The organism is Pseudomonas sp. B23(2017) (assembly GCF_002113725.1).
Lineage (GTDB): Bacteria > Pseudomonadota > Gammaproteobacteria > Pseudomonadales > Pseudomonadaceae > Aquipseudomonas > Aquipseudomonas putida_Z.
The window spans coordinates 83662-108829 of sequence record NZ_NEJM01000013.1 but is presented as its reverse complement, the minus strand read 5'-3'; the positions used below and the strand labels follow the sequence as shown (position 1 = coordinate 108829).

21 protein-coding genes are annotated in these 25168 nt (G+C 64.4%); 13 read left to right on the top strand and 8 right to left on the bottom strand.

Features of this window, described 5'->3' with window-relative positions; genetic code table 11:
• Nucleotides 1-197: 197 nt before the first annotated feature.
• Nucleotides 198-1763, top strand: a complete 1566-nt coding sequence (locus tag CAG46_RS20015; RefSeq protein WP_025338303.1) for a PAS domain-containing methyl-accepting chemotaxis protein — start codon at nucleotides 198-200, stop codon at nucleotides 1761-1763.
• 241 nt (nucleotides 1764-2004) lie between these two features.
• Here CAG46_RS20015 and CAG46_RS20010 read toward each other — a convergent pair whose 3' ends face one another.
• The 5 genes from CAG46_RS20010 to CAG46_RS19990 form a co-directional block, all read right to left on the bottom strand.
• Nucleotides 2005-2889 carry a pseudouridine synthase gene (locus CAG46_RS20010; protein WP_085617205.1) on the bottom strand — a complete coding sequence of 295 codons (885 nt, stop codon included), beginning with the start codon at nucleotides 2887-2889 and terminating at the stop codon, nucleotides 2005-2007.
• A gap of 51 nt (nucleotides 2890-2940) precedes the next feature.
• Entirely contained in the window at nucleotides 2941-3249 is a 309-nt protein-coding gene (locus tag CAG46_RS20005; protein WP_004376097.1) for a hypothetical protein, read from the bottom strand.
• A 65-nt stretch (nucleotides 3250-3314) separates the two neighbouring features.
• Entirely contained in the window at nucleotides 3315-3746 is a 432-nt protein-coding gene (locus CAG46_RS20000) for a D-Ala-D-Ala carboxypeptidase family metallohydrolase (RefSeq protein ID WP_085617203.1), read from the bottom strand.
• Nucleotides 3747-3854: 108 nt separating this feature from the next.
• Entirely contained in the window at nucleotides 3855-4094 is a 240-nt protein-coding gene (locus CAG46_RS19995; protein WP_063913871.1) for a glutaredoxin family protein, read from the bottom strand.
• Nucleotides 4095-4165: 71 nt separating this feature from the next.
• Entirely contained in the window at nucleotides 4166-5374 is a 1209-nt protein-coding gene (locus CAG46_RS19990) for an ammonium transporter (protein WP_085617201.1), read from the bottom strand.
• Nucleotides 5375-5687: 313 nt separating this feature from the next.
• Here CAG46_RS19990 and CAG46_RS19985 point away from each other — a divergent pair, with 313 nt between their 5' ends.
• The 8 genes from CAG46_RS19985 (at nucleotide 5688) to dacB (ending at nucleotide 14805) form a co-directional block, all read left to right on the top strand.
• A complete protein-coding gene (locus tag CAG46_RS19985) occupies nucleotides 5688-6002 on the top strand; it encodes a YqjD family protein (RefSeq protein ID WP_025338298.1) in 315 nt (104 codons plus the stop codon).
• A 9-nt stretch (nucleotides 6003-6011) separates the two neighbouring features.
• Entirely contained in the window at nucleotides 6012-6386 is a 375-nt protein-coding gene (locus CAG46_RS19980; RefSeq protein ID WP_025338297.1) for a phage holin family protein, read from the top strand.
• Nucleotides 6383-6712: a hypothetical protein gene (locus CAG46_RS19975; RefSeq protein WP_013971682.1), complete on the top strand. Its 330-nt coding sequence runs from the start codon at nucleotides 6383-6385 to the stop codon at nucleotides 6710-6712. The genes CAG46_RS19980 and CAG46_RS19975 overlap by 4 nt, the downstream gene beginning before the upstream one ends.
• Nucleotides 6713-6901: 189 nt before the next feature.
• The gene (locus CAG46_RS19970; protein WP_013971681.1) at nucleotides 6902-8233 is read left to right on the top strand and encodes a deoxyguanosinetriphosphate triphosphohydrolase; all 1332 of its coding nucleotides are present in this window, start codon (nucleotides 6902-6904) and stop codon (nucleotides 8231-8233) included.
• A gap of 283 nt (nucleotides 8234-8516) precedes the next feature.
• On the top strand, nucleotides 8517-9134 hold the full coding sequence (locus CAG46_RS19965; protein WP_085617198.1) for a response regulator transcription factor: 618 nt from the start codon (nucleotides 8517-8519) through the stop codon (nucleotides 9132-9134).
• Nucleotides 9135-9142: 8 nt separating this feature from the next.
• Entirely contained in the window at nucleotides 9143-12775 is a 3633-nt protein-coding gene (locus tag CAG46_RS19960; protein ID WP_085617196.1) for an ATP-binding protein, read from the top strand.
• A gap of 41 nt (nucleotides 12776-12816) precedes the next feature.
• Nucleotides 12817-13161, top strand: a complete 345-nt coding sequence (locus tag CAG46_RS19955) for a YggL family protein (RefSeq protein ID WP_004376110.1) — start codon at nucleotides 12817-12819, stop codon at nucleotides 13159-13161.
• A gap of 186 nt (nucleotides 13162-13347) precedes the next feature.
• Complete coding sequence (gene dacB, locus CAG46_RS19950) at nucleotides 13348-14805, top strand: D-alanyl-D-alanine carboxypeptidase/D-alanyl-D-alanine-endopeptidase (RefSeq protein ID WP_046616276.1); 1458 nt, start codon at nucleotides 13348-13350, stop codon at nucleotides 14803-14805.
• Nucleotides 14806-14935: 130 nt separating this feature from the next.
• On the opposite strand, the gene CAG46_RS19945 is transcribed toward dacB, so the two are convergent.
• Entirely contained in the window at nucleotides 14936-17326 is a 2391-nt protein-coding gene (locus CAG46_RS19945; protein ID WP_085617194.1) for a diguanylate cyclase, read from the bottom strand.
• 94 nt (nucleotides 17327-17420) lie between these two features.
• On the bottom strand, nucleotides 17421-19613 hold the full coding sequence (gene rlmKL / locus CAG46_RS19940; RefSeq protein WP_085617191.1) for a bifunctional 23S rRNA (guanine(2069)-N(7))-methyltransferase RlmK/23S rRNA (guanine(2445)-N(2))-methyltransferase RlmL: 2193 nt from the start codon (nucleotides 19611-19613) through the stop codon (nucleotides 17421-17423).
• Between the two features lie 561 nt (nucleotides 19614-20174).
• Between rlmKL and rmf the strand changes: the two genes are divergently transcribed.
• A complete protein-coding gene (gene rmf, locus CAG46_RS19935) occupies nucleotides 20175-20390 on the top strand; it encodes a ribosome modulation factor (RefSeq protein ID WP_003248687.1) in 216 nt (71 codons plus the stop codon).
• 150 nt (nucleotides 20391-20540) lie between these two features.
• Here rmf and CAG46_RS19930 read toward each other — a convergent pair whose 3' ends face one another.
• Entirely contained in the window at nucleotides 20541-21563 is a 1023-nt protein-coding gene (locus CAG46_RS19930) for a quinone-dependent dihydroorotate dehydrogenase (RefSeq protein ID WP_025338291.1), read from the bottom strand.
• 278 nt (nucleotides 21564-21841) lie between these two features.
• Between CAG46_RS19930 and CAG46_RS19925 the strand changes: the two genes are divergently transcribed.
• From CAG46_RS19925 to CAG46_RS19915, 3 genes are all read left to right on the top strand, one after another.
• Nucleotides 21842-23056, top strand: a complete 1215-nt coding sequence (locus tag CAG46_RS19925; protein WP_085617189.1) for a CmpA/NrtA family ABC transporter substrate-binding protein — start codon at nucleotides 21842-21844, stop codon at nucleotides 23054-23056.
• Nucleotides 23057-23068: 12 nt separating this feature from the next.
• A complete protein-coding gene (locus CAG46_RS19920; protein WP_085617187.1) occupies nucleotides 23069-23644 on the top strand; it encodes an ANTAR domain-containing response regulator in 576 nt (191 codons plus the stop codon).
• 306 nt (nucleotides 23645-23950) lie between these two features.
• Nucleotides 23951-25162, top strand: coding sequence for a NarK/NasA family nitrate transporter (locus CAG46_RS19915; RefSeq protein WP_085589389.1), 1212 nt, complete (start codon nucleotides 23951-23953; stop codon nucleotides 25160-25162).
• Nucleotides 25163-25168: the final 6 nt, after the last annotated feature.

Below are 25168 nucleotides of genomic sequence, written 5' to 3'. Positions count from 1 at the left end.
TAATCGGTCATCATTCGACTCATACGTCATGAAACAGCAGTAAAAACGCAATAATGACGCCAACTTTCTTGAACGTGCTCGCTGGCTAACCCGGATCAAGTGATGGCTTATTGCCACAGATCAAGCACATTAATTATTCATTCAATAAAACCAGCGGCTTGCCGATACCTGTCGAAAGCCCTGCGGACTATCAACCCATGCGTAACAACCAGCCGATTACCCAGAGAGAACGGACTTTCCCTGCCCAGCAGCGGTTGATCTCCACCACCAATGCCAAAGGTGTGATCACTTACTGCAACGATGCCTTCATCGAGATCAGTGGTTTCACCCGCGAAGAGCTGACCGGTGCGCCGCACAACCTGGTGCGCCACCCCGACGTGCCGCCAGCGGTGTTTGCCCACATGTGGCAAACCCTCAAGCAGGGCCAGCCGTGGATGGGTATCGTCAAGAACCGCTGCAAGTCCGGCGACCACTACTGGGTCAACGCCTATGTCACGCCGATCTTCGACAACAACCAGGTGGTCGGCTTCGAGTCGGTGCGGGTCAAGCCTACCGCCGAGCAGGTCCGCCGCGCCGAGGCGCTGTACCAGCGCATCAACCAGGGCAAGCCGCCGGTACCACGCCGGGACAAGTGGCTGCCGGTGCTGCAGGACTGGTTGCCGTTCATCCTGATCAGCCAGGTGGGCTTCCTGATCGGCAACTGGCTGGGCCATTCCTGGGGCTTCGCCCTGGCTGCCGGGCTTTCCGTACCGCTGGGCCTGCTGGGCCTGAGCTGGCAGCAGCGCGGCCTCAAGCGCCTGCTGCGCCTGGCCGAACAGACCACTTCCGACCCGCTGATCGCGCAGATGTACACCGACAGCCGTGGCGTGCAGGCGCGCCTGGAAATGGCCATGCTCAGCCAGGACGCGCGCATGAAAACCTGCCTGACCCGCCTGCAGGACAGCGCCGAACACCTCAGCGAACAGGCGCGCCAGTCCGACGAGCTGGCGCACAAGAGTTCTTCGGGCCTGGAGCGCCAGCGGGTGGAGACCGAGCAGGTTGCCGCTGCGGTCAACCAGATGGCCGCCACCACCCAGGAAGTGGCCAACCACGTGCAGCGCACCGCCGATGCCACCCAGGAAGCCAACCGCCTGACCAGCCAGGGCCGGCAGATTGCCGGTGAAACCCGCGAGGCCATCGAGCGCCTGTCGGCGGCGGTGGGCGAGACCGGCCAGACGGTGACGCAACTGGCCAAGGACAGCGACGAGATTGGTGGCGTGGTCGATGTGATCAAGGGCATCGCCGACCAGACCAACCTGCTTGCGCTGAACGCAGCCATCGAAGCGGCACGTGCCGGTGAAATGGGCCGAGGCTTTGCCGTGGTGGCCGACGAAGTACGCCAGCTGGCCCAGCGCACTGCCGAATCCACCGGGCAGATCCACGGCCTGATCGCCAAGCTGCAACAAACCGCCAGCAATGCCGTGCTGACCATGGAAACCGGCCATCGCCAGGCGCAGGAAGGCGTCGACCGTGTGATGCAGGCCGACGAAGCGCTGGTGGGCATCAGTGAAGCGGTGGCCAACATTACCGACATGGCCACCCAGATTGCTGCGGCGACCGAGGAGCAGACTGCAGTGGCTGACGAGATCAGCCGCAACATCAGCACCATCGCTGACCTGGCCGACCAGACTGCCGAACAGGCCCAGCACTCGGCGCTGCTCAGCGAAGAGCTGACCAGCACGGCGGGTACCCAGTACTCGCTGGTGGAGCGGTTCAATCGCTAGGGCGGCTTCCAAAGGTACGGCATGCACTTTATACCTGCGCCGTACCTGTGGGAGTAACTGTCTTGCTCAAAATCCAAAAGATTGCGCGATCACTGTGGGAGCGGGTTCACCCGCGAACACCGGCGAAGCCGGTGCCATCCAGCGCGCTGGCTTCTTCGCGGGTGAACCCGCTCCCACAGGGGGCCGCGCAAGCCTTCAGAGTGCATTCACGGCAGTTGCTCATGCAACGAGCGTGTGAGCATCACCAATCCAGCTGCAAGCAGCTCTCGAAGTAGCGCTCTTCCCCGCTCAGCGGATCTGCAAAGCGCAGGCTCTGCGCCAGCAACTTCAGCGGCCGCTGGTAGTCGTCCTCGTCGTTGAGCAACTGCGGATAGAACGGGTCATTGCAGATCCCCGCCCCCAGTGCCGCCATGTGCACACGCAACTGATGGGTCTTGCCAGTCACTGGCGACAGCCCGTAACGCCACAGCTCGCCATTCTTCTCCAGCACTTCGGCCAGGGTTTCGCTGTTGGCCTCCCCCGCTACCTCATGCATGCGGAAAAACGGCTCGCCATGAACCAGGCGGCTTTTGTGCACCAGCGGGAAATCGTGCTGCGGCATGGCCGCGGCAATGGCCTGGTAGCGCTTGTCGATACGTCGTTCGGGGAACAGCCGCTGGTAGGCACTGCGGCTCTGCGGGTTGGCGGAAAACAGCACAAGCCCGGCGGTATGCCGGTCGATACGGTGCAACGGCACCAGATGCGGGTTGCCCAGGCGGCGGATCAGGCGGCGCAGCAAGGTCTGCTCGACGTATTCGCCAGTCGGCGTCACTGGCAGGAAATGCGGCTTGTCGGCTACCACCAGGTGCTCATCCACATGCAGTACGGTCTCCTGCACCGGGATCGGCCGCTCGTTCGGCACCTCACGGAAGTAGTGCAAACGCATACCGCGCTTGTAAGGCAGTGCGGCAGAAACCGCCCGCCCCTCGGCATCCAGTACCCGGCCCCGGGCAAAGCGGTCGAGCCACTGGGCACGGTCGATGGCCTTGAAATGGTCACACAGGCAGTCGAGCACCGTCGCCCAGTTACCGGGGGGCAGGCACACCGTGCTGGCTTGCTGGCGGGCGGGGTCGAAAGGCGTGGTCATGGCAGGGCTCGAAACGTTCACGGCCGCGCATTATCCCCCAAGCCCGCGCCCTCAACCAGCCTGGGCAATGGCCTCGCAGCGCTCCTTCAGCCAGCGCAACACCTGCACCGGCTCCCAGCGCCCAGGGTCGTAGAGGGCATACAGCAACCCCTGGTAGCCCACCACGTCCAGCCCACGGTGGTAGCCGGCACGCTGGAACAGGGCCTCGATCTCGGCGAAGCAGGTATTGAAGTGGACCTTGCCGAACGGCGTACGGTCGTCGGTCACCAGGCCTTCGAGGCGCAGTTCCAGAACAGCGTCGGCCACCCGCTCGACGGGCATGCGGTTGACGCTGTACTTGAGTTGCTCGACATTGAGCATGGCTTCACCTCGATACTGTATTTATATACAGCATACGAATATCCCCTTTGCGCCGTCAATGCGCTTCATTGCAGCCCCGGCAGATAGCCGGTGCCTTTACGGATGGTCAGCACCTGGCGCCGGGGGGCGCTACGCGACACGGCCAGGTGCACCCAGTCATCGAATTCGAGGATCAGCTGGTCGAAGGGGATGGCGCTTTCGCTGATCCGGCGCACCACCTCGCGCGGGGTCACTTCAATCACCGTGAAGTCAGCCGCCAGCCCCTGCAGATGCTTGCTCGTCAGCGCCCCGCCAATGCGCTGGTTGACTGCGGGGCTGCGATAGCCGCTGCTGACGATGACTGGTGCACCGAACAGCGCGCGCACCTGCTCCAGTGCATTGCACAGCAACTGCAGGTTGGCACGCGCTTCGGCTGGAGGATTGTTGTCGAGCCCTTCCCTGGCGGCGAGCTGCGAAATGGTCATTTCATCGAGGGTGAAATGGGGGGAAATACGCATGGCTGGGTTCCTGATGACCGGTGAAGGATGCCGGCCTCAACGTGCCGGCAGCGGATCATCACAACGCACCACACCGCATGGAGCAGGGACAGACCTCCCCTTGTGCGATTACTGCGCGAGAAACGCCACCACCTGTTCGGCATCGAACGGCCAGTGCAGCTCGGCGCCATTGTCACAGCGGCGCAGCACCGGAATGATCAGGCCATAGCGTTCGAACAGGGCTTCGTTCTCGGCAATGTCGACCAGCTCCACCAGCAGGCCATGGTCGACGAAGGGCATCAGCACGGCCTCGGCCACTTCACACAGGTGGCAGCCGAGGGTGCCGAACAGTTGGCATTCAGGCAGCATGGGGGCAAGTCCGGTTTGGCAGGGAGAAACCTATTCTAGGTCCGTACTGCCGTCCGTGCACCTGACCTGGCTCAATCCTGGCTGGTGGCGCCGATACGGTGCAGCGACAGGTCCGCGCCCTGGAACTCCTGCTCATGGCTCAAGCGCAGCCCGTGCAGCGCGCGGATTGCACCATACACGGCAAAACCGCCGGCCAATGCCACCACCACGCCCATCAGGCTGCCCAGCAACTGGCTGACCAGGCTGACACCGCCCATGCCGCCCAGCACCTCCTGGCCGAAGATACCGCAGGCCATGCCACCCCAGACACCGCACAGGCCATGCAACGGCCACACACCCAGCACATCGTCGATCTTCCAGCGGTTCTGCGCCGCAGTGAAGGTCCAGACGAACAGCGCGCCCGCCACCAGGCCGGTGGCCAGCGCACCAATCGGGTGCATCAGGTCGGAACCGGCACAAACCGCTACCAGCCCGGCCAGCGGCCCGTTATGCAGGAAGCCCGGGTCGTTACGCCCGGCCAGCAAGGCCGACAGCGTGCCACCAACCATGGCCATCAGCGAGTTGATCGCCACCAGGCCGCTGACACCCTGCAAGGTCTGGGCACTCATGACGTTGAAGCCGAACCAGCCGATGATCAGGATCCACGACCCCAATGCCAGGAAGGGAATGCTCGACGGCGCAAACGCCACCAGCCGGCCATCGCGGTAGCGCCCGCGGCGCGCGCCCAGCAGCAGCACCGCCGCCAGCGCCAGCCAACCACCCATGGCATGCACCACCACCGAGCCGGCAAAGTCATGGAAAGGCGCGCCGAAGCGTGCCTGCAACCAGGCCTGAACGCCCAGGTTGCCGTTCCACACCACGCCCTCGAAGAACGGATAGATGAACGCCACGATCAACGCCGTGGCACACAATTGCGGCACAAAGCGCGCCCGCTCGGCGATGCCCCCGGAGATGATCGCAGGGATCGCCGCGGCGAACGTCAGCAGGAAGAAGCACTTGACCAGCGCATAGCCATGGTCGGCCGCCAGCGCCGCCGCTGGCTGGAAGAAGTTGACGCCGTAGGCGATCCAGTAGCCGATGAGGAAGTACACCAATGCCGAGATAGCGAAGTCGCTGAGAATTTTCGACAAGGCGTTGACCTGGTTCTTGTGGCGCACCGTGCCCACTTCGAGAAACGCGAAGCCGGCGTGCATGGCCAGCACCAGAATGGCGCCCATGAGAATGAACAGGGTGTTGGAACCGTGGACCAGGGAGTCCATCGCGCTGTGCATGTTTTCCATGAAATAGGCAGACCTGCTGAAAAAGGCACCAGGACAGTTCAAGAACCTGCATCCCTGCACCGAATCGGTGCCAGCCCCCTGCCCTGTTTCGGTGAGCCGGGCGGAGCCTGCGTGGTTTTTTCTTGGGTTTGTCGTGGATTGGGTTAAGGTTTATCGGTATCCGCTGCGCTGGCGCCCCTAATCGGCGCAATACCTGCCTGGGGCGCCCCGCAACGTGGCAAAGCCTTAGCAAGGCCCATACCAGCGCCGGCACTTGAACCTTCCGCGCGTGCTATCACTCGAACTACCAACACTCATCGACAGGGAGACACCCATGGCCAGCAAATCGGCAAAGACTGCACAAGAGATATTGATGGCTGACTTCCAGGCACTGGTCCGCGACACCGAGAAGCTGCTGGCCGACACCGCCAACCTGGCCGGCGACCAGGCTGACGAGTTGCGTGAACAGATCCACGACCGCCTGGCCCAGGCCCGCGAAAGCCTGCAGTTGACCCAGGACTCGGTGCGCGAGCGCGGCCAGGCAGCACTGGGCAGTGCCGAACAGTACGTGCAGGAAAAACCATGGCAGGCGATCGGCATTGCCGCTGGCGTCGGCCTGTTGATCGGCCTGCTGGCCAACCGGCGCTAAGGGGTTCCCATGGAGAACGACGCCAACGGCGCCAGCGCCTCGGGCAGGCGCCTGGGCGCGGCTGCCCTGGGGCTGCTGCACAGCCATATCGAACTGTTTGGCATCGAGTTGCAGGAGCAAAAGGGCCGCACCTTGAGCCTGCTGCTGTTCGCCGGCCTGGCCCTGGTATTCGCCCTGCTGCTGCTGACGGCGCTGTCCGGGCTGTTGCTGGTGTTGCTGTGGGACAGCTATCGCCTGGCCGGCATCATCGGCCTGTGCGTGTTCTACGGCATCGCCGCGCTGTATTGCGGCCTGCGTCTGAAGGCAGCAGTGTTCGACGAGTCGTCGCCCTTCGGCGCCACCCTCGAGGAACTTGCCAAGGACCGGGAGCGCCTGTTGCCATGAGCCTGCCAGAACTGCCAAACACCCGAAACCCGCGCGAACTGCGCAAGGCGCTGCTGCGCCTGCGCATGGAAATGCACCGCCAGGAAATCCGCCACGAGTCCGCGCAGTTGCTTGAGCCACTGCGCCGCGTGCGCGGCATGGGCAGCTCGTTGCACGACGGGCTGGGCATCAAGCATGCGCCGCTGTGGGGGATTGGCGCCGTGGTGGCGCTGGGTTTCCTCACCGGCAAGGGCGTGCGCAGCGGCAACCTGGCGCGGCTGTTGCGCCTGGGCACCAGCCTGCTGCCGCTGCTGCGCCTGTACCTGCAAGGCAGCCGCCGCCCCTGAGCGTTTTCCGTCGACTGCACCGGCCCTATCGCCGGCAAGCCGGCTCCCACATCGACCGCATCGGCCTCAAGCCATGTGCAATCCCTGTGGGAGCCGGCTTGCCGGCGATAGGGCCATTACAGGCTTACCCCTTGCGCTGTCCTTCCGGACACCGGAAGCTATACCCCTCGATCCACAGGAGACCGCGCCTTGGACTGGCACACCCTGCTCACCCGCGAACGCCTGGGCAAAGCCCTGTACAGCGCCGATGAACTCGGGCGCAGCCCCTTCCACAAGGACCACGACCGCATCATCTTCTCCGGTGCCTTCCGCCGCCTCGGGCGCAAGACCCAGGTGCACCCGGTTTCCAGCAACGACCATATCCACACACGCCTGACCCACTCGCTGGAAGTCAGCTGCGTCGGCCGCTCGCTGGGCATGCGCGTCGGCGAAACCCTGCGCGACAGCCTGCCGGACTGGTGCGCCCCCAGCGACCTGGGGATGATCGTGCAGTCGGCCTGCCTGGCCCATGACATCGGCAACCCACCGTTCGGCCACTCTGGCGAAGACGCCATCCGCCACTGGTTCCAGCAGGCCGCCGGGCGTGGCTGGCTGGACGACATGAGCGACGACGAGCGCGCCGACTTCCTCAACTTCGAAGGCAACGCCCAAGGCTTTCGCGTACTCACCCAGCTGGAGTACCACCAGTTCGACGGCGGTACCCGGCTGACCTATGCCACCCTCGGCACTTACCTGAAGTACCCGTGGAGCGCACGCCACGCCGACGCCCTGGGCTACAAGAAGCACAAGTTCGGCAGTTACCAGAGTGAACTGCCGCTGCTCGAGCAGATCGCCCGCAAGCTCGGCCTGCCGCAACTGGAACACCAGCGCTGGGCGCGCCACCCGCTGGTCTACCTGATGGAGGCTGCGGATGACATCTGCTACGCGCTGATCGACCTGGAAGACGGCCTGGAAATGGAGTTGCTGCAGTACGCCGAAGTCGAAGCGCTGCTGCTCGACCTGGTCGGCGATGACCTGCCGGAAACCTACCGCCAGCTCGGCCCAGGCGACTCCCGGCGGCGCAAGCTGGCGATCCTGCGCGGCAAGGCCATCGAGCACCTGACCAACGCTGCCGCCCGCGCCTTCGTCGAGCAGCAGCAAGCCTTGCTGGCCGGCCAGCTGGCGGGCGACCTGGTCGAACACATGCACGGCCCGGCCAAGCGCTGCGTGCTGCAGGCCAAGGACATGGCACGCAACAAGATCTTCCAGGACAAGCGCAAGACCCTGCACGAGATCGGCGCCTACACCACGCTGGAGATTCTGCTGAACACCTTCTGCGGCGCCGCCCTCGAACAGCACGGCGGACGCACGCCATCGTTCAAGAGCCGCCGGGTACTGGACCTTATCGGCAACAATGCCCCCGACCCACACGGCTCGCTGCACAGCGCCTTCCTGCGCATGATCGACTTCATCGCCGGGATGACCGACAGCTATGCCAGCGAAATGGCCCGGGAAATGACCGGGCGCTCCAGCCCGACCTGAGCCCTGCCGGTGCAGCCCGGGCATTGCCCGAAGCTGCACCGTGTATTGTGGGAAACTTCCTACATATACTGGCGGCAAGTTAAACAGCACGAATAAAAATAAATGAAAAGTTACCAATCACGCTTTGACATCGAGTTAAACGCGCCTGTCTCGTAGCCCGTTTTGTTTTATCTTGTAAGCCATTTCCCATATAGGGCTAATAGCCCTTCCTCGCATGCCTGACGACTTCCAACTGCGATAAGGTGCCGCCTGTCACCCTCAATAGCCCGCAGGGAAGTTGAACATGCATTCCATATTTATCGTCGACGACCATCCCGTCATCCGCCTGGCCGTTCGTATGTTGCTGGAAAACCAGAATTACAAGGTTGTCGGCGAGTCGGACAACGGCGTTGACGCCATGCAGATGATTCGCGAAACCGCGCCCGACCTGGTCATCCTCGACATCAGCATCCCCAAGCTGGATGGGCTGGAGGTGCTTGCCCGGTTCCAGGCCATGGCCCTGCCCATGAAGGTGCTGGTACTGACCGCGCAGTCTCCCGCATTGTTTGCCGTACGCTGCATGCACTCGGGTGCTGCAGGCTACGTGTGCAAGCAGGAAGACCTGAGCGAACTGCTCAGTGCAATCAAGGCCGTACTGGCCGGTTACAACTACTTCCCCAGCCAGGCAATCAAGCATGAACAGGCGGTAGATGCCGACTTGCAACTTTTCCGTCAGGTAAATGACCGCGAACTGATGGTACTGCAACTATTCGCCCAAGGCCGCAGCAACAAGGAAATTGCCAAGGGCATGTTCCTCAGCAGCAAGACCGTAAGTACCTACAAGAAGCGCCTCATGCACAAACTTCAGGTCAATACACTGGTCGACCTGATTGAAATGGCCAAACGCAACGCGCTGGTCTGAGGGTAGTCATGGCGCACCTTATCGTTCGCCTGCTGCTCACCCTGCTCCTGTTCAGCGGCGTGGCACAGGCTACCCATCACGAAGCTTCGTCCTATACCTTGCTGGCACGCTCATCGGCCAGGCCGGCACTGCCTGCCCTCACCAGCGAACAACGGCAATGGCTCGAAGGCCGTCAGGAACTGGTGCTGGGTACCTCGGCACCGGACTACCCGCCGTTCGACATCACCAGTGGGGGCCGCGACTACCAGGGCCTTACCGCCGAGTACGCGAGCCTGATCGGCAAGGCCCTGCAGTTGCCCGTGCGAGTGCTGCGCTTTACCAGCCGGCAAGCGGCGGTGGAGGCGCTCCGGCAGGGCGACATCGACCTGCTTGGCAGCTCCAATGGCTACGAAGCGGCCAGCGATGGCCTGGCCCTGTCGCACCCCTATGCCATCGACCAACCGGTGCTGGTAACGCGCGAGGACGAAAGCCGGGCGCTGGACATGGGCCTGGCTGGCATGCGCCTGGGCATGCTCTACCACTACCTGCCCCGGCAGGAGGTGAAAAGCGCCTACCCCAAGGCCGAGCTGCTGGCCTTCGGCTCATCCAGCCAGGCCCTGAGTGCCGTGGCGTTCGGCCAGGCCGACGTGTTCATCGGCGATACCATTTCCACCCACTACCAGCTCAATCGCGGCCACCTGCCGCGCTTGCGCATGGCCAGTTTCGGCAAGCACGAAGCCATCGGCTTCGGTTTTGCCCTGCGCCACGAGGACAGGGTGCTGATGGAGATGGTGAACGCCACCCTGGACAGACAGACCTCGGCCATACGCGCCAGTATCTTCAAGCGCTGGAGCGCCGGTAGCGACCTGCTGCTGACCGACCGCAAGCTGCAGCTGACCGACACTGAAGAACAATGGCTGAAGGACCACCCGGTGATGCGCGTGGCAATCGATGACACCGCTGCACCGGTCTCCTACTTCGATGGTTCGGGGCATTTTCGCGGCATCACCGCCGACCTGCTCGAGCTCCTTCGCCTGCGCACCGGCTTGCGTTTCGAAGTGCAGCGCGCCAGCGGCCTTGCCGACATGATTGCCCGCCTCAAGGATGGCCGGGCCGATGTCATCGCCGCACTGGCCACCGGCGGGGTGAACGAAGACGACCTGCAAATCAGCCAGCCCTACCTGGAAAGCGCCTATGTGCTGGTCAGCCGCAAGGACAAACAACCCTTCACCTCGCTGGAACAGCTGCAAGGGCATCGCATCGCCATTACCCGCTACAGCGCCATGGACGCCATGCTGTCGCGGCACTATCCGCAAATCGGCTGGGTCGAGACCGAAAGCTCCTTCTATTCCATGGCGTTGCTCAACAGCGGTGCCGTCGATGCGGTGATCACCACCCTGATCGACGCCAACCACGCGCTGGCCGGCAACCCCGAACTGGTCATCAGGGCCACCGTCGGCAGCGAACCCGCCAACTTCGCCATGGCCACCAGTGCCCCGTCACAGGCGCTGGTGTCGATCCTCGACAAGGCGCTGCTGAGCATCTCTCCGGAAGAACTGGGGGTCATCAACAACCGCTGGCGCGGCTTCAGCCTGCACGAGGATGGCAACGACCAGGGCTACCGCCGGCTGGCGATACAGGTGGTACTGGGCACCGCCGTGCTGTTGCTGCTGGCCTTGCTGTGGAATGCCCGCCTGCGCCTGCAGATTCGCCAGCGGCAACGCGCCGAACGGGCGCTGAACGACCAGTTGGCGTTCATGCGCGCCCTGCTCAACGGCACGCCCCACCCCATGTACGTGCGTGACCGCGAGGGCCGCCTGCAAAGCTGCAACTACAGCTATCTGGAAGCCGTGCAAGCCCGCTCCGAAGAGGTCATCGGCAAGAACCTGGAGGGGAGCCTGTTCGCCGATTTCGAGCAGACCCGGCAGATCCACGCCGACTACCTGAAGGTGATGGCCGAAGGCTCGCCACTGATCATGGACCGGCCACTACGGATCCAGGGCCGGGAGATGACCATCTACCACTGGATCCTGCCGTACCGCGACTCACTGGGTGAGGTGCAAGGCATCATCGGTGGCTGGATCGACATCAGCGAGCGCCGCCATCTGGTCATGGAGCTGCGCCAGGCCAAGCAGCAGGCCGACGATGCGAACCGCGCCAAAAGCACCTTCCTGGCCACCATCAGCCACGAAATCCGCACCCCGATGAATGCGGTCATCGGCATGCTCGAACTGGCAGTCAAGCGTGCCGACCAAGGCCGGGTAGACCGTTGCGCGCTGGAACTGGCCCACCACTCGGCCAAGGACCTGCTGGGCCTGATCGGCGATATCCTCGACATCGTGCGCATCGAGTCGGGGCACTTGTCCCTCGCCCCGGAGGCCGTCGACCTGGCGGCCCTGGTCGAATCGGTGGGGCGCATTTTCGAAGGCCAGGCGCGGCAGAAAGGCCTGGCCCTGGAGGTGATGATCGCACCGGCCGCACGCTGCCATGCCCTGCTCGACCCCTTGCGTTTCAAGCAGGTCCTGTCCAACCTGGTGAGCAACGCCATCAAGTTCACCGAGCATGGCCAGGTGCGCATCTGCGTCGGCCTGGTGGACGACGGCAGCACTACCCCCGCCGTGCTGGAGCTGGAAGTGCGCGACAGTGGCATCGGTATCCATGCCGACGACCTGCAACGCCTGTTCAACCCGTTCATCCAGGCCAACCCGCATAGCCAGAGCGCCCGCGCGGGTACCGGGCTGGGCCTGGCCATCTGTCGCAACCTGTGCGAAATGATGGGCGGCAGCCTGACCATCAAGAGCCTGGAGGATGTCGGCACCCAGGTGCGCCTGAAAATGCCGCTGCAGCGGGTTGACGCTGCGGCGCAGCCGGCCCCGCTGATCGAGAACCTCGATGTGCCCGACCCACGGCTGAACGTGCTGGTGATCGACGACCACCCGGCCAACCTGCAACTGATGGCACAGCAGCTTGGCTACCTGGGGCTGGAGCACACCAGCGCCCGCGACGGTCGCGAAGGCCTGGCCACCTGGCGGGCGGGCGACTTCGATGTGCTGGTGCTCGACTGCAACATGCCGCACATGAACGGCTACCAGCTGGCCACCGCCGTGCGTACCGAGGAACGCCATGGCAAGCGGCCGCGCTGCACCATTCTCGGCTACACCGCCAACGCACAGCCGGAGGTACGCCGAAAGTGCCTGAGCGCCGGCATGGACGACTGCCTGCTCAAGCCCATCAGCCTGGGCACGCTCAGCCAGCGCCTGGCCGGCATCCGCCCGCGCCGCCAGCACAAACCGCGGCGCAAGCTGTACCACCTGGACGGCCTGGCCACAGTGGTCGGGCATGACCCGAACGACCGCCGGCGCTTCCTGCAGGCGTTGCAGCAGAGCCTGCAGGCCGACCTGGCCACCTTGATGGCATTGCATCCGCAGCACGACAGCGGTGCCATTGCCGAACAGGCGCACAAGGTGCTCAGCGCCGCGCGGATGCTGGAAGCCCCCGCGCTGATGAAAGCCTGCGAAGCCCTGGAGGCAAGCGACTTGCCTCCCGACCAGTTACGCCTGCGGCGCCAGGCACTGGCGCGGCATATGTGCCGGGTAGAACGTGCCCTGGCCAAGGAACTGGCCACAGGTACCTGCACACAGGCAGGCAGCCAGGCGTGTTAACTGGTAGACTGCGCGGCGTTATTACCTAAGAGGATTGTTTCATGGCCACAAACCGCTCCCGTCGTCTGCGCAAGAAGCTGTGTGTCGACGAGTTTCAGGAATTGGGCTTCGAGCTGAACCTGGAATTCAAGGAAGATCTGGATGACCAGGCAATCGATGCTTTCCTCGACGCGTTCCTGGCAGAAGCCATGGACGCCAACGGCCTGGACTATGTAGGCGGTGACGATTTCGGCCTGGTGTGCTCGGTCAAACGTGGCTCGGTCAGCGAAGAACAGCGTGCAGCCGTTGAAGCCTGGCTCAAAGGCCGTAGCGAACTGACCAAGATCGAAGTCAGCCCGCTGCTGGACGCCTGGTACCCGGAAAAGCCGATCAACAAGGCCGAGTAATACCGGCCCGGCTCGATCGCTGAAAAGGCCACCCCAAGGGGTGGCCTTTTTTATTGGGGGTGCTTTTCCGTCGAACGTGGCGCATCGTCGCTGCGCTTGGGGCATAATGCGTATTCTTTCACCCTGGGGCCATCATCCCTTACAGCCCCAATGCCCTTTTCCCTCGCCGTAGGGTATTTATCGATCATGATCAAAACGCTTCGTCCCCTCGTTCTTGCCGGCCTGCTGTTGCCACTCGCCTTGCCCAGCCAGGCCGCCGCCGTCAACACCACGCTGCCTGCCAAAGTGCAGCAGGCCCTCAAAGCCAACAAGCTGCAGGATTCTGCCCTGTCGCTGGTGATGCTGCCGCTGGACGGCCCCGGCACACCGACCGTGTTCAATGCCGATGTCTCGGTCAACCCGGCCTCGACCATGAAACTGGTCACCACCTACGCCGCCCTCGAACTGCTCGGCCCGACCTTCCAGTGGAAAACCGAGTTCTACACCGATGGCACCCTGAGCAACGGTGTACTCAACGGCAACCTGTACCTCAAAGGTGGCGGCGACCCGAAACTGAACATGGAGAAGCTGTGGCTGCTGATGCGTGACCTGCGCGCCAATGGCGTGCGCACCATCACCGGCGACCTGGTGCTGGACCGCAGCCACTTCGTGCAGCCCAACCTGCCGCAGTTCAACGACGACGGCGGCGATGTGAACAAGCCGTTCCTGGTCAAGCCCGACTCGCTGCTGGTCAACCTCAAGGCCCTGCGCTTCGTGGCCCGCAACGATGGCGGCAAGGTCACCATCGCGGTCGAACCGCCGATTGCCAGCATCCGCATCGACAACCAGGTCAAGGCGGTAGCCTCCAAACAGTGCTCGGGTGATGTGCGCTACAACCCGGTGCAGCAGGCCGATGGCATCAGCGTAACGGTCAGCGGCCAGCTGGGTGACGGCTGCAACTCGCAGACCTACCTGTCGCTGCTCGACCACCAAACCTACGCCGCCGGTGCCGTGCGCGCGATCTGGAACGAGCTGGGTGGCAGCATCCAGGGTGGCGACCGCTTCGAGAACGTGCCCAAGGGCGCTCGCCTGCTGGCCCGTGCCTTCTCGCCAGACCTGGTGGAAGTGATTCGCGACATCAACAAGTACAGCAACAACACCATGGCCCAGCAGCTGTTCCTGAGCCTTGGCGCGCAGTTCCGCACCGATGCCGACGGTGACGACGCCCGCGCCGCCCAGCGCGTGGTGCGCCAGTGGTTGGCGAAGAAAGGCATTACCGCGCCGCACCTGGTGATGGAAAACGGTTCCGGCCTGTCGCGTGCCGAACGGGTCAGCACCCGGGAGATGGCCGCGATGCTGCAGGCCGCCTGGAAGAGCCCCTATGCCGCCGAGTTCATGAGCTCGATGCCGCTGGTGGGTATGGACGGCACCATGCGCAAGCGCCTGAAGCGCACCGCCATGACCGGCGAAGGGCACATCAAGACCGGCACGCTGAACACCGTGCGGGCAATTGCCGGCTTCAGCCGCGACAGCAACGGCCATACCTGGGCGGTGGCGGCGATCCTCAACGATCCGAAACCGTGGGGCGCCTCGCAGGTGCTCGACCAGGTGCTGCTGGACCTTTACCGCCAGCCGAAACTGGCCGGCAGCACAGCGGCCAACTGATCGTTAGCCGGTACCGGCCTCTTCGCGGCTAAAGCCGCTCCTACCTGTACAGTGCAGGGTTCAAGACCTGTGATGTCCCTGTGGGAGCGGCTTTAGCCGCGAAAGGGCCGGCATTGGCAACTGAAAGCTGTCAGGCCAACTCCCCCTCCACCCGGTCCCGCCCGGCCTGCTTGGCCGCATACACGCCTGCATCAGCCCGCAACAGCAAGGCATCGGCCCCTTCCCCCGGTCGCCAGCCCGCCACACCAAAACTCGCGGTCACCCTGCCCACGCCTTCCACCGGCACATTGCGCACTCCTTGCCACAGCTCCAGCGCCAGCAGCCGCGCCTGCTCGGCATCGCTGCCCGGGCACAGCACCATGAATTCCTCGCCGCCCAGCCGGCAGAACACATCGGTACGCCGCAAACGCTGGCCGATACGCAGGCACAGGCTGCGCAGCACGCGGTCGCCGACGGCATGGCCGAAATGGTCGTTGATGCGCTTGAAGTGATCGATATCGAGCATGATCACCGCCAGTGCCTGGCCATCGCGCTGGGCCCGTTCCAGTTCGAGCTTGAGCCGCTCCTGGAAGTAACGGCGGTTATGGATCCCGGTCAGCGAATCGGTCACCGACAGCGCACGCAACTCTTCCTCCACGCCCTTGAGGTCGGATATGTCGGTCAGGTAGCCATGCCACAAGGTGCAGCCCTGCTCGCCCACCTCCGGTGTCGCCTCGCCACGCACCCAGCGCAGCCCGGCACGCGGCAGGCAGACCCGGTATTCCTCGCGCCAGGGCGACAGGTGTTCGGCCGAGTAACGCACCGAGCGGCGCACGCGCTCCAGGTCATCCGGGTGGATGCGCTCGAACACCGCCGTGGCATCCTCGCGCAACTGCTGCAGGTCGACTTCGTAGATGTCGTACAGGCCCATGCTGGCGTACGGAAAGCAGGAATGGCCGTTGCCATCCAGGCGGTACTGGTAGATGCCGCCCGGCACCTCGGCACTGAGCTTTTCCAGAAGGCGGTCACGCGCCGCCAGCGCCTCATGCACACGCCGCCGTTCAGTGACATCGATGCAGATCGCCAGGTAACCGACCCACAACCCCTGCTCATCGAGCATGGCGGTGACCAGCATGTTGGCCACCAGTTGGCTGCCATCGGCGCGCAACAAGGTCCATTCCCCCGGCTCGGCGCCATGCTCCTGCACCGTTTCGGCGAACATGGCCTGGCCACCTTCAATCGGCCGGCCGTAACGCAGGCTCAAGGCATGGGCACGCAGGCTCAACTCCTCGGGCAGCACCAGGTCTTCCAGGCGCAGCTGGCCGATCGCCTCACTGGCGGGGTAACCGAGCATGCGCTCGGCGCCGGCGTTGAAGGTGCTGACCACACCCTTGAGGTTGGTGGCGATGATCGCCACCTGGGTTGCGGCATCCAGCACGCTGCGCAGCTGGTTGTGGGTACCACGCAGGGATTGCTCGCTGACCCGCAGCTCGGCGGTGCGCTGCTCGACCAGGGCCAAGGCGCGCTGGCGCTGGCTGAACAAGCTGTAGAGCAAGACACTGAGCAGCAGGCTCAACAAGCCGCCCAGCAGGCTCACCGCCAGCACCGCGGAGGAACGGTTGGCACGCACGAAGGCCAGGCTCGGCCGGATACTCAGCTGAAAGTGGTGGTCAGCCAGGTGCAACAGCTGGTTGGTGGCCAGCGGCAGGGGGGCGACCGGGTTCTGCGAATCGAACATCACCTCGGGGCCATGCAGCCCGGTGGGGTCGACGATACGCACCACCAGGTTATCGTCTGCCGAAACCGGGCGCCCGTCACTGACCAGCTCACGCATGCTCAGCAAGGCCATCACATAGCCCACTGCCGCGCCGCGGGGGTTGGCATCGGAAAACACCGGCGCCACCATCAGCAGGCCACGCGCATCCGAGCTGGTATCGAACATGGGCAGTGGCTCGGACACCGCCATGCTGCCCGGCCCCACCGCCCGCGCCAGTGCCGCCAGGGGCACTTCCTGGCCGGCGAGGTCCAGCCCATAGGGCAGCCCGGGCAACTCACCCGACTGGGTATAGAGCACCGGGAAGTAATGGTCGCGCAGGGGGGATGGCCGCCACTGGCCTTGCTCATCCTGGTCGCGGATCACATAGCCCGGGCCGGAATGCGCACTGGCCTGGCGCTCGAACTCGGCGCGTTGCGCGGCCTCGACACGCGGCGCCCAGGCGTAGGCCAGGGTCCGCTGCAGCAATGGCCTGGCGTAGCCGTCGAACTCGTGTGGGGTGATTTCGTTGGAAAAGCTGAAAAACCGCCGCAGCCCGTCAAGGCGCTGCTGCTGTTCGTCAAACCGCTCGGCGATACGGCTGAAACGCTCGCTGGCCAGCAGCTCGAAGCGCTGGCGCAGCTGCTGCTTGTAGAAGGTTTGCGTGGCTAACGCCAGGACGGCCGTCAACAGGCCGCCCACGACCAGGGCGACCAGGGCCACCGCCCAGGCGGACACCGCCTCTGTGCACAGGCCAAGCAACCGCGCACGCACGCAACCCTTTGACATACACCCATCTCGTCACGTCAGCGTCCTGCGGATTATCTTGCCCTGCCCTCAGTTATAGCTATTGGCCATTAGCCACGCAATGTACCTCGTCGCCTCAACGAAGCTGCAGACGCCAGGCGCGATGGATACGGTTATTGCGGGCGAAGTCCGGGTCCAGGGTCTGGGCCGTGATTTCCTCCACCGCGTAACGCGCCATCAGGTGCTCGTCCAGCTGGAACTTGCGGAAGTTGTTGGAAAAATACAGCACGCCACCCGGCGCCAGGCGGGCCATGGCCAGGTCCAGCAGTTGCACGTGGTCACGCTGCACGTCGAACACGCCTTCCATGCGCTTGGAGTTGGAGAAAGTCGGCGGGTCGATGAAGATCAGGTCGTAGCTGTCGCGGTTGCCCTCCAGCCAGGCCATCACATCGCCCTGCTCCAGGCGGTTGCGCTCGGAGAAGCCATTGAGCGCCAGGTTGCGCCGCGCCCAGTCCAGGTAGGTTTTCGACAGGTCGACGCTGGTGGTGCTGCGCGCGCCGCCCTTGGCCGCATGCGCGGTGGCCGTGGCGGTGTAGCAGAACAGGTTGAGGAAGCGCTTGCCGGCTGCTTCGCGCTGGATGCGCATGCGCATCGGGCGATGGTCGAGGAACAGGCCGGTGTCGAGGTAGTCGGTGAGGTTGACCAGCAGCTTGACGCCGCCTTCGTTCACTTCCTGGAAGCGGCCTTCGGTTGCCTGGCGCTCGTACTGGCGCGTGCCGCTCTGCCGCTCGCGACGCTTGAGCACCACACGCTGCGGTGAAATACCCAGGGCCTGCGGGATGGCTGCCAACGCGTCGAGCAGGCGTGCCTGGGCCTTGTCCGGGTCGACCGAACGTGGCGCGGCGTATTCCTGCACGTGCACCCAATCCTGGTACAGGTCGACCGCCAAGGCGTACTCGGGCATGTCGGCATCGTACAGGCGGTAGCAATCGACCTGCTCGCGGCGGGCCCACTTGCCCAGTTGCCTGAGGTTTTTCTGCAGGCGGTTGGCGAACATCTGCGCCCCTTCCGACAGGCGCGCCGGCTCGCTGGCCGGTGCTGCCTGCTGGCGGCTTTCCGCGCCTTCAGGCTGCGCCTCGCGGCGCTCGCCGGTAACGAACTGGTCGGGCTGCACCTTGAACAGCAGCAGCTTGCACGGCAAGGCGCCGTTCCAGAACGCGTACTGCTTGTGGCTGCGAATGCCCATGCGCTTGCCCAACTGCGGCGCGCCAGTGAATACCGCCGCCTCCCAGCCCATGCAGGCCTGGCGCAGGCGCTCGCCGAGGTTCTGGTAGAGGTACAGCAGGCTGGCTTCGTCACCCAGGCGCTCGCCATAGGGCGGGTTGCTGATGACCAGGCCTTTCTGGTTCTGGTCCGGGCGCGGCTCGAAGGTGCTCACTTCGCCCTGGTAGATCTTCACCCAGTCGCCCAGGCCGGCACGCTCGACGTTGTTGCGGCCTGGCTGGATCAGCCGCGGGTCGGCCTCGTAGCCACGGATCCACAGTGGTGGCTTGGCCAGGCCGGCCTGTGCCCGCGCCTGCGCCTCGTCATGCACCTTGCGCCACAACGCCGGTACATGGCCGAGCCAGGCACTGAAGCCCCAGCGTTCACGCTTGAGGTTGGGCGCGATATCGGCGGCGATCATCGCCGCTTCGACCAGGAAGGTACCCACACCGCACATCGGGTCGGCCAGCGCGCCACCTTCGGCGGCAATGCGCGGCCAGCCGGCGCGGATCAGCACCGCCGCCGCCAGGTTTTCCTTCAGCGGCGCGGCACCTTGCTGCAGGCGGTAGCCACGCTGGTGCAGGCTGTGCCCGGAAAGGTCGAGGGAGAGAATGGCTTCGCCACGGTCCAGGCGCAGGTGCACGCGCACATCAGGGTCGATCTTTTCCACCGACGGGCGCAGGCCTTCGCGGTTGCGCAGCTTGTCGACGATCGCGTCCTTGACCTTCAGCGCACCGAAGTGAGTGTTGTCGATGCCCGAGCCATGGCCGCTGAACTCCACCGCCAGGGTGCCATCGGCTGCCAGGTGATCGGCCCAGTCGACCGCATGCACGCCGTCGTAGAGGTCGTCGGCGTTCTTCATGGAGAAGCGCTTGAGTACCAGCAGCACCCGGTTGGCCAGACGTGACCACAGGCACAGGCGGTAGGCGGTTTCCATGTCGGCGGCGCCGCGAATGGCCGAGGTGTGCTCGCGCACGTCATCCAGGCCGAGGCCCCGCGCCTCTTCGGCAAGCAGGCCTTCCAGGCCTTTGGGGCAGGTGAGGTAAAGTTCGAAACGGTCCGACATGAGTAATCCAGCGCCTTGGGCTATTTGACTGACGGGGCGACGCATCGCCCCGCGATGTTTGCCCGCACACCTTTCCAGCAGGCGTGCGGGTGGCCTTTCCCGGCACGCGCGCGTGCGGTGAAAGGCCGGGCCGCCTGACCGATCTGTGCTTGGCCCAGTGGCAAAGACAGCTTAGATCATCAGGCAGTACGAAAAATTCTGGCGATACCGGGGCCGATGTGACCCTTCGTCGCATTTCAAATTATTTCTGTCATCCGCGAGCAACGCTGGCGAAATGACGTCAATGATCGGCAAAGCCTGATCATAGCGGGCTCAACGCTAAACAAGGTTGAGTCGCATTTATTTACTTATCCCCTCACCCTTGGAAAGGTTACGTGCTTATGACAAATCGATCATTCACACGGTGACTCGCATTCGATAGAACTGGTCTCAGGCCACTTCGCAACGAGGTGGCACTTTCAGCTCGCCACGCCGGCAGCGAGCGCACACCGGCAGAAAGACTCTGCCCGGCCTCGGAGAGGCCGACGGGACATTACAGTCAACAAGTGAGGGCAACACCCTATGAGAAGACTTAAGCGTGATCCGTTGGAAAGAGCATATTCACGTGGCTACCAATACGGGGTCACCGGCAAATCCCGCGAACTTTGCCCCTTCAATCTTCCTTCTGTTCGCCAAGCCTGGATCAACGGCTGGCGTGAAGGTCGCGGTGATAACTGGGACGGAATGACTGGCACCGCTGGCATCCATAGACTCAACGAAAATCACGCCGTTGGCTGAACGAGGACACTGAATTCGATTTACCATGCACGCCCTATCCGGGCGGCGGGCGAAGGCCCAGGGGCCCCTTGATGGGGCCCTTTTTTATGACTTCGAATCCATATCCGCGCTGGCTTCTTCGCGGGCTCGCCCGCGAATGGGCCGGCCAGGTCACCGCGGCATCGCAGCGATAGCGTCCACCGCCTCGCGAATCAACGCTGGCCCTCTGTAAATGAAGCCCGAATAAATCTGCACCAGGCTCGCCCCGGCAGCGATCTTCTCGGCGGCATGGCGGCCTTCGGTAATGCCGCCAGCGGCAATGATCGGCAGCTTGCCGCCCAGCTCGCCCGCCAGCACCTTGACGATATGGGTGCTCTTCTCCAGCACCGGCGCGCCCGACAGGCCGCCCGCCTCGCCACCGTACGGCAACCCTTCGACACCTTCACGGCCCAGCGTGGTGTTGGTGGCGATCACCGCATCCATGCCCGACTCCATCAGCGCGGCGGCCACCAGGGCGGTTTCTTCGTCGCTCATGTCCGGGGCAATCTTGATTGCCAGAGGTACGCGCTTGCCATGCGTGCCGGCCAGTTGCTCGCGGCGCTCGGCCAGGGCATCGAGCAGCTGCTTGAGCGAATCGCCGAACTGCAGGCTGCGCAGGCCCGGGGTGTTTGGCGAACTGACGTTGACCGTGATGTAACTGGCGTCGGTGTACACCTTGTCCAGGCAGATCAGGTAGTCATCGACGGCACGCTCCACCGGGGTGTCGAAATTCTTGCCGATGTTGATGCCCAGCACGCCGTTGTAACGCGCAGCCCGCACCCGGCCGAGCAGGTGATCAACGCCCAGGTTGTTGAAACCCATGCGGTTGATTATGGCCGTTGCCTCCGGCAGGCGGAACAGCCGCGGCTTGGGGTTGCCCGGCTGTGGGCGCGGGGTGACGGTGCCGATTTCGACGAAGCCGAAGCCCAGCTGGGCGAAACCGTCGATGGCCGCGCCGTTCTTGTCCAGGCCGGCCGCCAGGCCCACCGGGTTGGCGAAGTTCAAGCCCATGACCGTAACCGGCAAAGCCGCCGGCTGCTTGCACAGCATGCCGTTGAGGCCAAGACGGCCACCGGCGCCGATCAGGTCCAGGGACAGGTCGTGGGAGGTTTCCGGAGAAAGCTTGAACAGCAGCTGGCGGGCCAGGGTATACATGGGCGGGCAAGGCTCGGGGTGAATGAGGGGGCGATTATAGCCAGCGCGAGGCCGGCATGACAGCAAATCGTGGGGCTGCTGCGCAGCCCATCGCCGGCAAGCCAGCTCCCACAGGAACAACACAAGGGCTGACCTGTGCTGTATCTGTGGGAGCTGGCTTGCCGGCGATGAGGCCAATGCAGGCGGCACAAGGCAGTTGCTCCACAGGGAGGCTGCCAGATGGCACATCGGTTGCACCGGAAAAGCCCACAGCCTTATCAGTACGGGCGAGGAACCTTGTGAACACTGTACCCCGAGCAACGCCCCTGGCCTGGGTCAACGGCAGCGACGCGCCGGAAAAGCCCAGCCTGAACATCGGCTACATGGCCCTGACCGACTGCGCCTCGGTGGTAGTCGCCGCCACCCAGGGCTTCGCCCAGCAGCACGGCCTTACCCTCAACCTCAAGCGCCAGGGCTCCTGGGCCGGGCTGCGCGACAAGCTGGTCAGCGGCGAGCTGGATGCCGCGCACTGCCTGTATGGCCTGGTGTACGCCGTGCACCTGGGCATCGGCGGTGTACCGGCCAGCGCCATGGCCGTGCTCATGGGGCTGAACCAGAACGCCCAGGCCATAAACCTGTCCCCGGCCCTGCAGCGCAAAGGCGTGACCAACCCTGAAGCATTGGCGCGCCTGGTGCACCAGCATGGCGCACGCCTCACCTTCGCCCAGACCTTCCCCACCGGCACCCACGCCATGTGGCTGTATTACTGGCTGGCCAGCCAGGGCATCCACCCATTGCGCGACGTCGACAGCGTGGTGGTACCACCAGCGCAGATGGCCGCGCATATCCAGGCCGGGCGCATCGACGGCTTCTGCGTGGGCGAACCCTGGGCTGCCGATGCCGTAGCCACGGGCCAGGGCTTCACCCTGGCCACCAGCCAGTCGATCTGGCCGGACCACCCGGAAAAGGTCCTGGCCTGCGCCCGCGCCTTTGCCGAGCAATACCCCAACAGCGCCCGCGCGCTGATCAAGGCGGTCCTCGCTGCCAGCCGCTTCATCGAGCAAAGCCCGGAGAACCGCCGCAGCACTGCGCAACTGCTCAGCGGCAGCGCCTACCTGGCCACCCCGCTGACAAGTATCGAACCACGCCTGCTCGGCAGCTACCACGATGGCCTGGGCAACCACTGGCAAGACCCGCACGCCCTGCGCCTGCACGATCATGGCCGGGCCAACCTGCCGTACCTGTCCGACGGCATGTGGTTCATGACCCAGTTCCGCCGCTGGGGCCTGCTGCGCGACGACCCCGACTACCTCGGCGTGGCCCGCCAGGTCCAGCAGCTGGCACTGTATGGCGAGGCGGCACAAAGCCTCGGCGTGGCCTGCCCCGAGCAGCCGATGCGCAGCAGCCTGCTGATCGATGGCAGCCGCTGGGACGGCAGTGACCCCTACGGTTATGCCCGCAGTTTCAGCCTGCATGCACTGGGCGACCTGCCTGATGCCCGTGTCGGCGCGTGAGGGGGACCATTCATGTTGCGCATCCTGCTGATCGACGACACCCAGAGCAAACTCGGCCGCCTCAAGGCGGCCTTGAGCGAGGCCGGCTTCGAGGTCATCGAAGCCCCAGACCTGACCATCGACCTGCCCGCCTGCGTCGAAACGGTGCGCCCGGACGTGGTGCTGATCGATACCGACTCACCGGACCGCGATGTGATGGAACAGGTGGTCCTGGTCAGCCGTGACCAGCCGCGGCCGATCGTGCTGTTCACCGACGAGCACGACCCCGGGGTGATGCGCCAGGCGATCCAGGCAGGGGTCAGCGCCTACATCGTCGAAGGCATTCATGCCGAGCGGCTGCAACCGATCCTGGACGTGGCCATGGCCCGCTTCGAAAGCGACCAGGCGCTTAAGGCGCAGCTGCTTGCGCGCGACCAGCAACTGGCCGAGCGCAAGCGCATCGAGCAGGCCAAGGGTTTGCTGATGAAGATGAAGGACTGCAACGAAGAACAGGCCTACACCCTGATGCGCCGCCAGGCCATGAGCCGGCAGCAGAAGCTGATCCAGGTGGCCGAGCAGATCATTGCCATGCACGAGATGCTGGGCTAGCAACCTGCTTCACGCGGTCCCTGTAGGAGCGGCCTTGTGTCGCGATGGGCTGCGCAGCAGCCCCGGCAATCTCTGCCGCGAAGCTGAGATCCTGGGGCTGCTGCGCAGCCCATCGCGACACAAGGCCGCTCCTACAAGGGGACTGCAACTTCTCAGAGTTGGCCCATCTCTTGCTGAACAAATATCACCGGTAGCCAACGGCGGTTGCCCACTTGATCCCGACAAAGACGTCGCTCTCCCCTCCACCCACGTGGAGCGGGTAGCGGCGTCTTTTTCGTTCCGTTGCATTGCCGAGTGAGGTGTTCGATGAGTACCAGCTTCTGGAAATCCGGGCATGTGCCCACGCTGTTCGCCGCGTTCCTGTACTTCGACCTCAGCTTCATGGTCTGGTACCTGCTTGGCCCACTGGCGGTGCAGATTGCCGCCGATCTGCAGCTGAGTGCACAACAACGGGGCCTGATGGTGGCCACGCCGATCCTGGCCGGGGCGATCCTGCGCTTTGCCATGGGCGTGCTGGTCGACCGCCTTTCGCCCAAGACCGCAGGGCTGATCGGCCAGGTGGTGGTCATCATCGCCCTCGCCGCTGCCTGGCACCTGGGCGTGCACAGCTATGAACAAGCGCTGCTGCTGGGCGTGTTCCTCGGCTTTGCCGGTGCCTCGTTCGCCGTGTCACTGCCGCTGGCCTCGCAGTGGTACCCGCCACAGCACCAAGGCAAAGCCATGGGCATTGCCGGTGCCGGCAACTCCGGCACGGTGTTCGCCGCCCTGCTGGCCCCGGCGCTGGCTGCGGGCTTTGGCTGGAACAATGTGTTCGGCTTCGCGCTGGTCCCGCTGTCGCTGGCCCTGTTGGTGTTCGCCCTGCTGGCACGCAATGCTCCGCAGCGGCCCAAGCCAAAAGCCATGGCCGACTACCTCAAGGCCCTGGGCGACCGTGACAGCTGGTGGTTCATGTTCTTCTACAGCGTCACCTTCGGCGGCTTCATCGGACTGGCCAGCGCCCTGCCCGGCTATTTCAGCGATCAGTATGGCCTGAGCCCGGTCACCGCTGGCTACTACACCGCTGCCTGCGTGTTCGCCGGCAGCCTGATGCGCCCGCTCGGCGGCGCTCTGGCCGACCGCTTCGGCGGCATCCGCACCCTGCTGGGCATGTACAGTGTGGCGGCCATCTGCATCGCTGCAGTCGGCTTCAACCTGCCTAGCGCCGCCGCCGCACTGGCCCTGTTCGTCAGCGCCATGCTCGGCCTGGGGGCCGGCAATGGCGCGGTGTTCCAGCTGGTGCCGCAACGCTTCCGCCAGGAGATCGGCGTGATGACCGGGCTGATCGGCATGGCCGGCGGCATCGGAGGCTTCCTGCTGGCCGCCGGGCTTGGCACCATCAAGCAGCACACCGGTGACTACCAGCTGGGGCTGTGGCTGTTCGCCAGCCTGGGCTTGCTGGCCTGGTTCGGCCTGCACGGCGTGAAACAGCGCTGGCGCACCACCTGGGGCTCGGCTGCGGTTACCGCGGCACGGGTCTGAGGCACA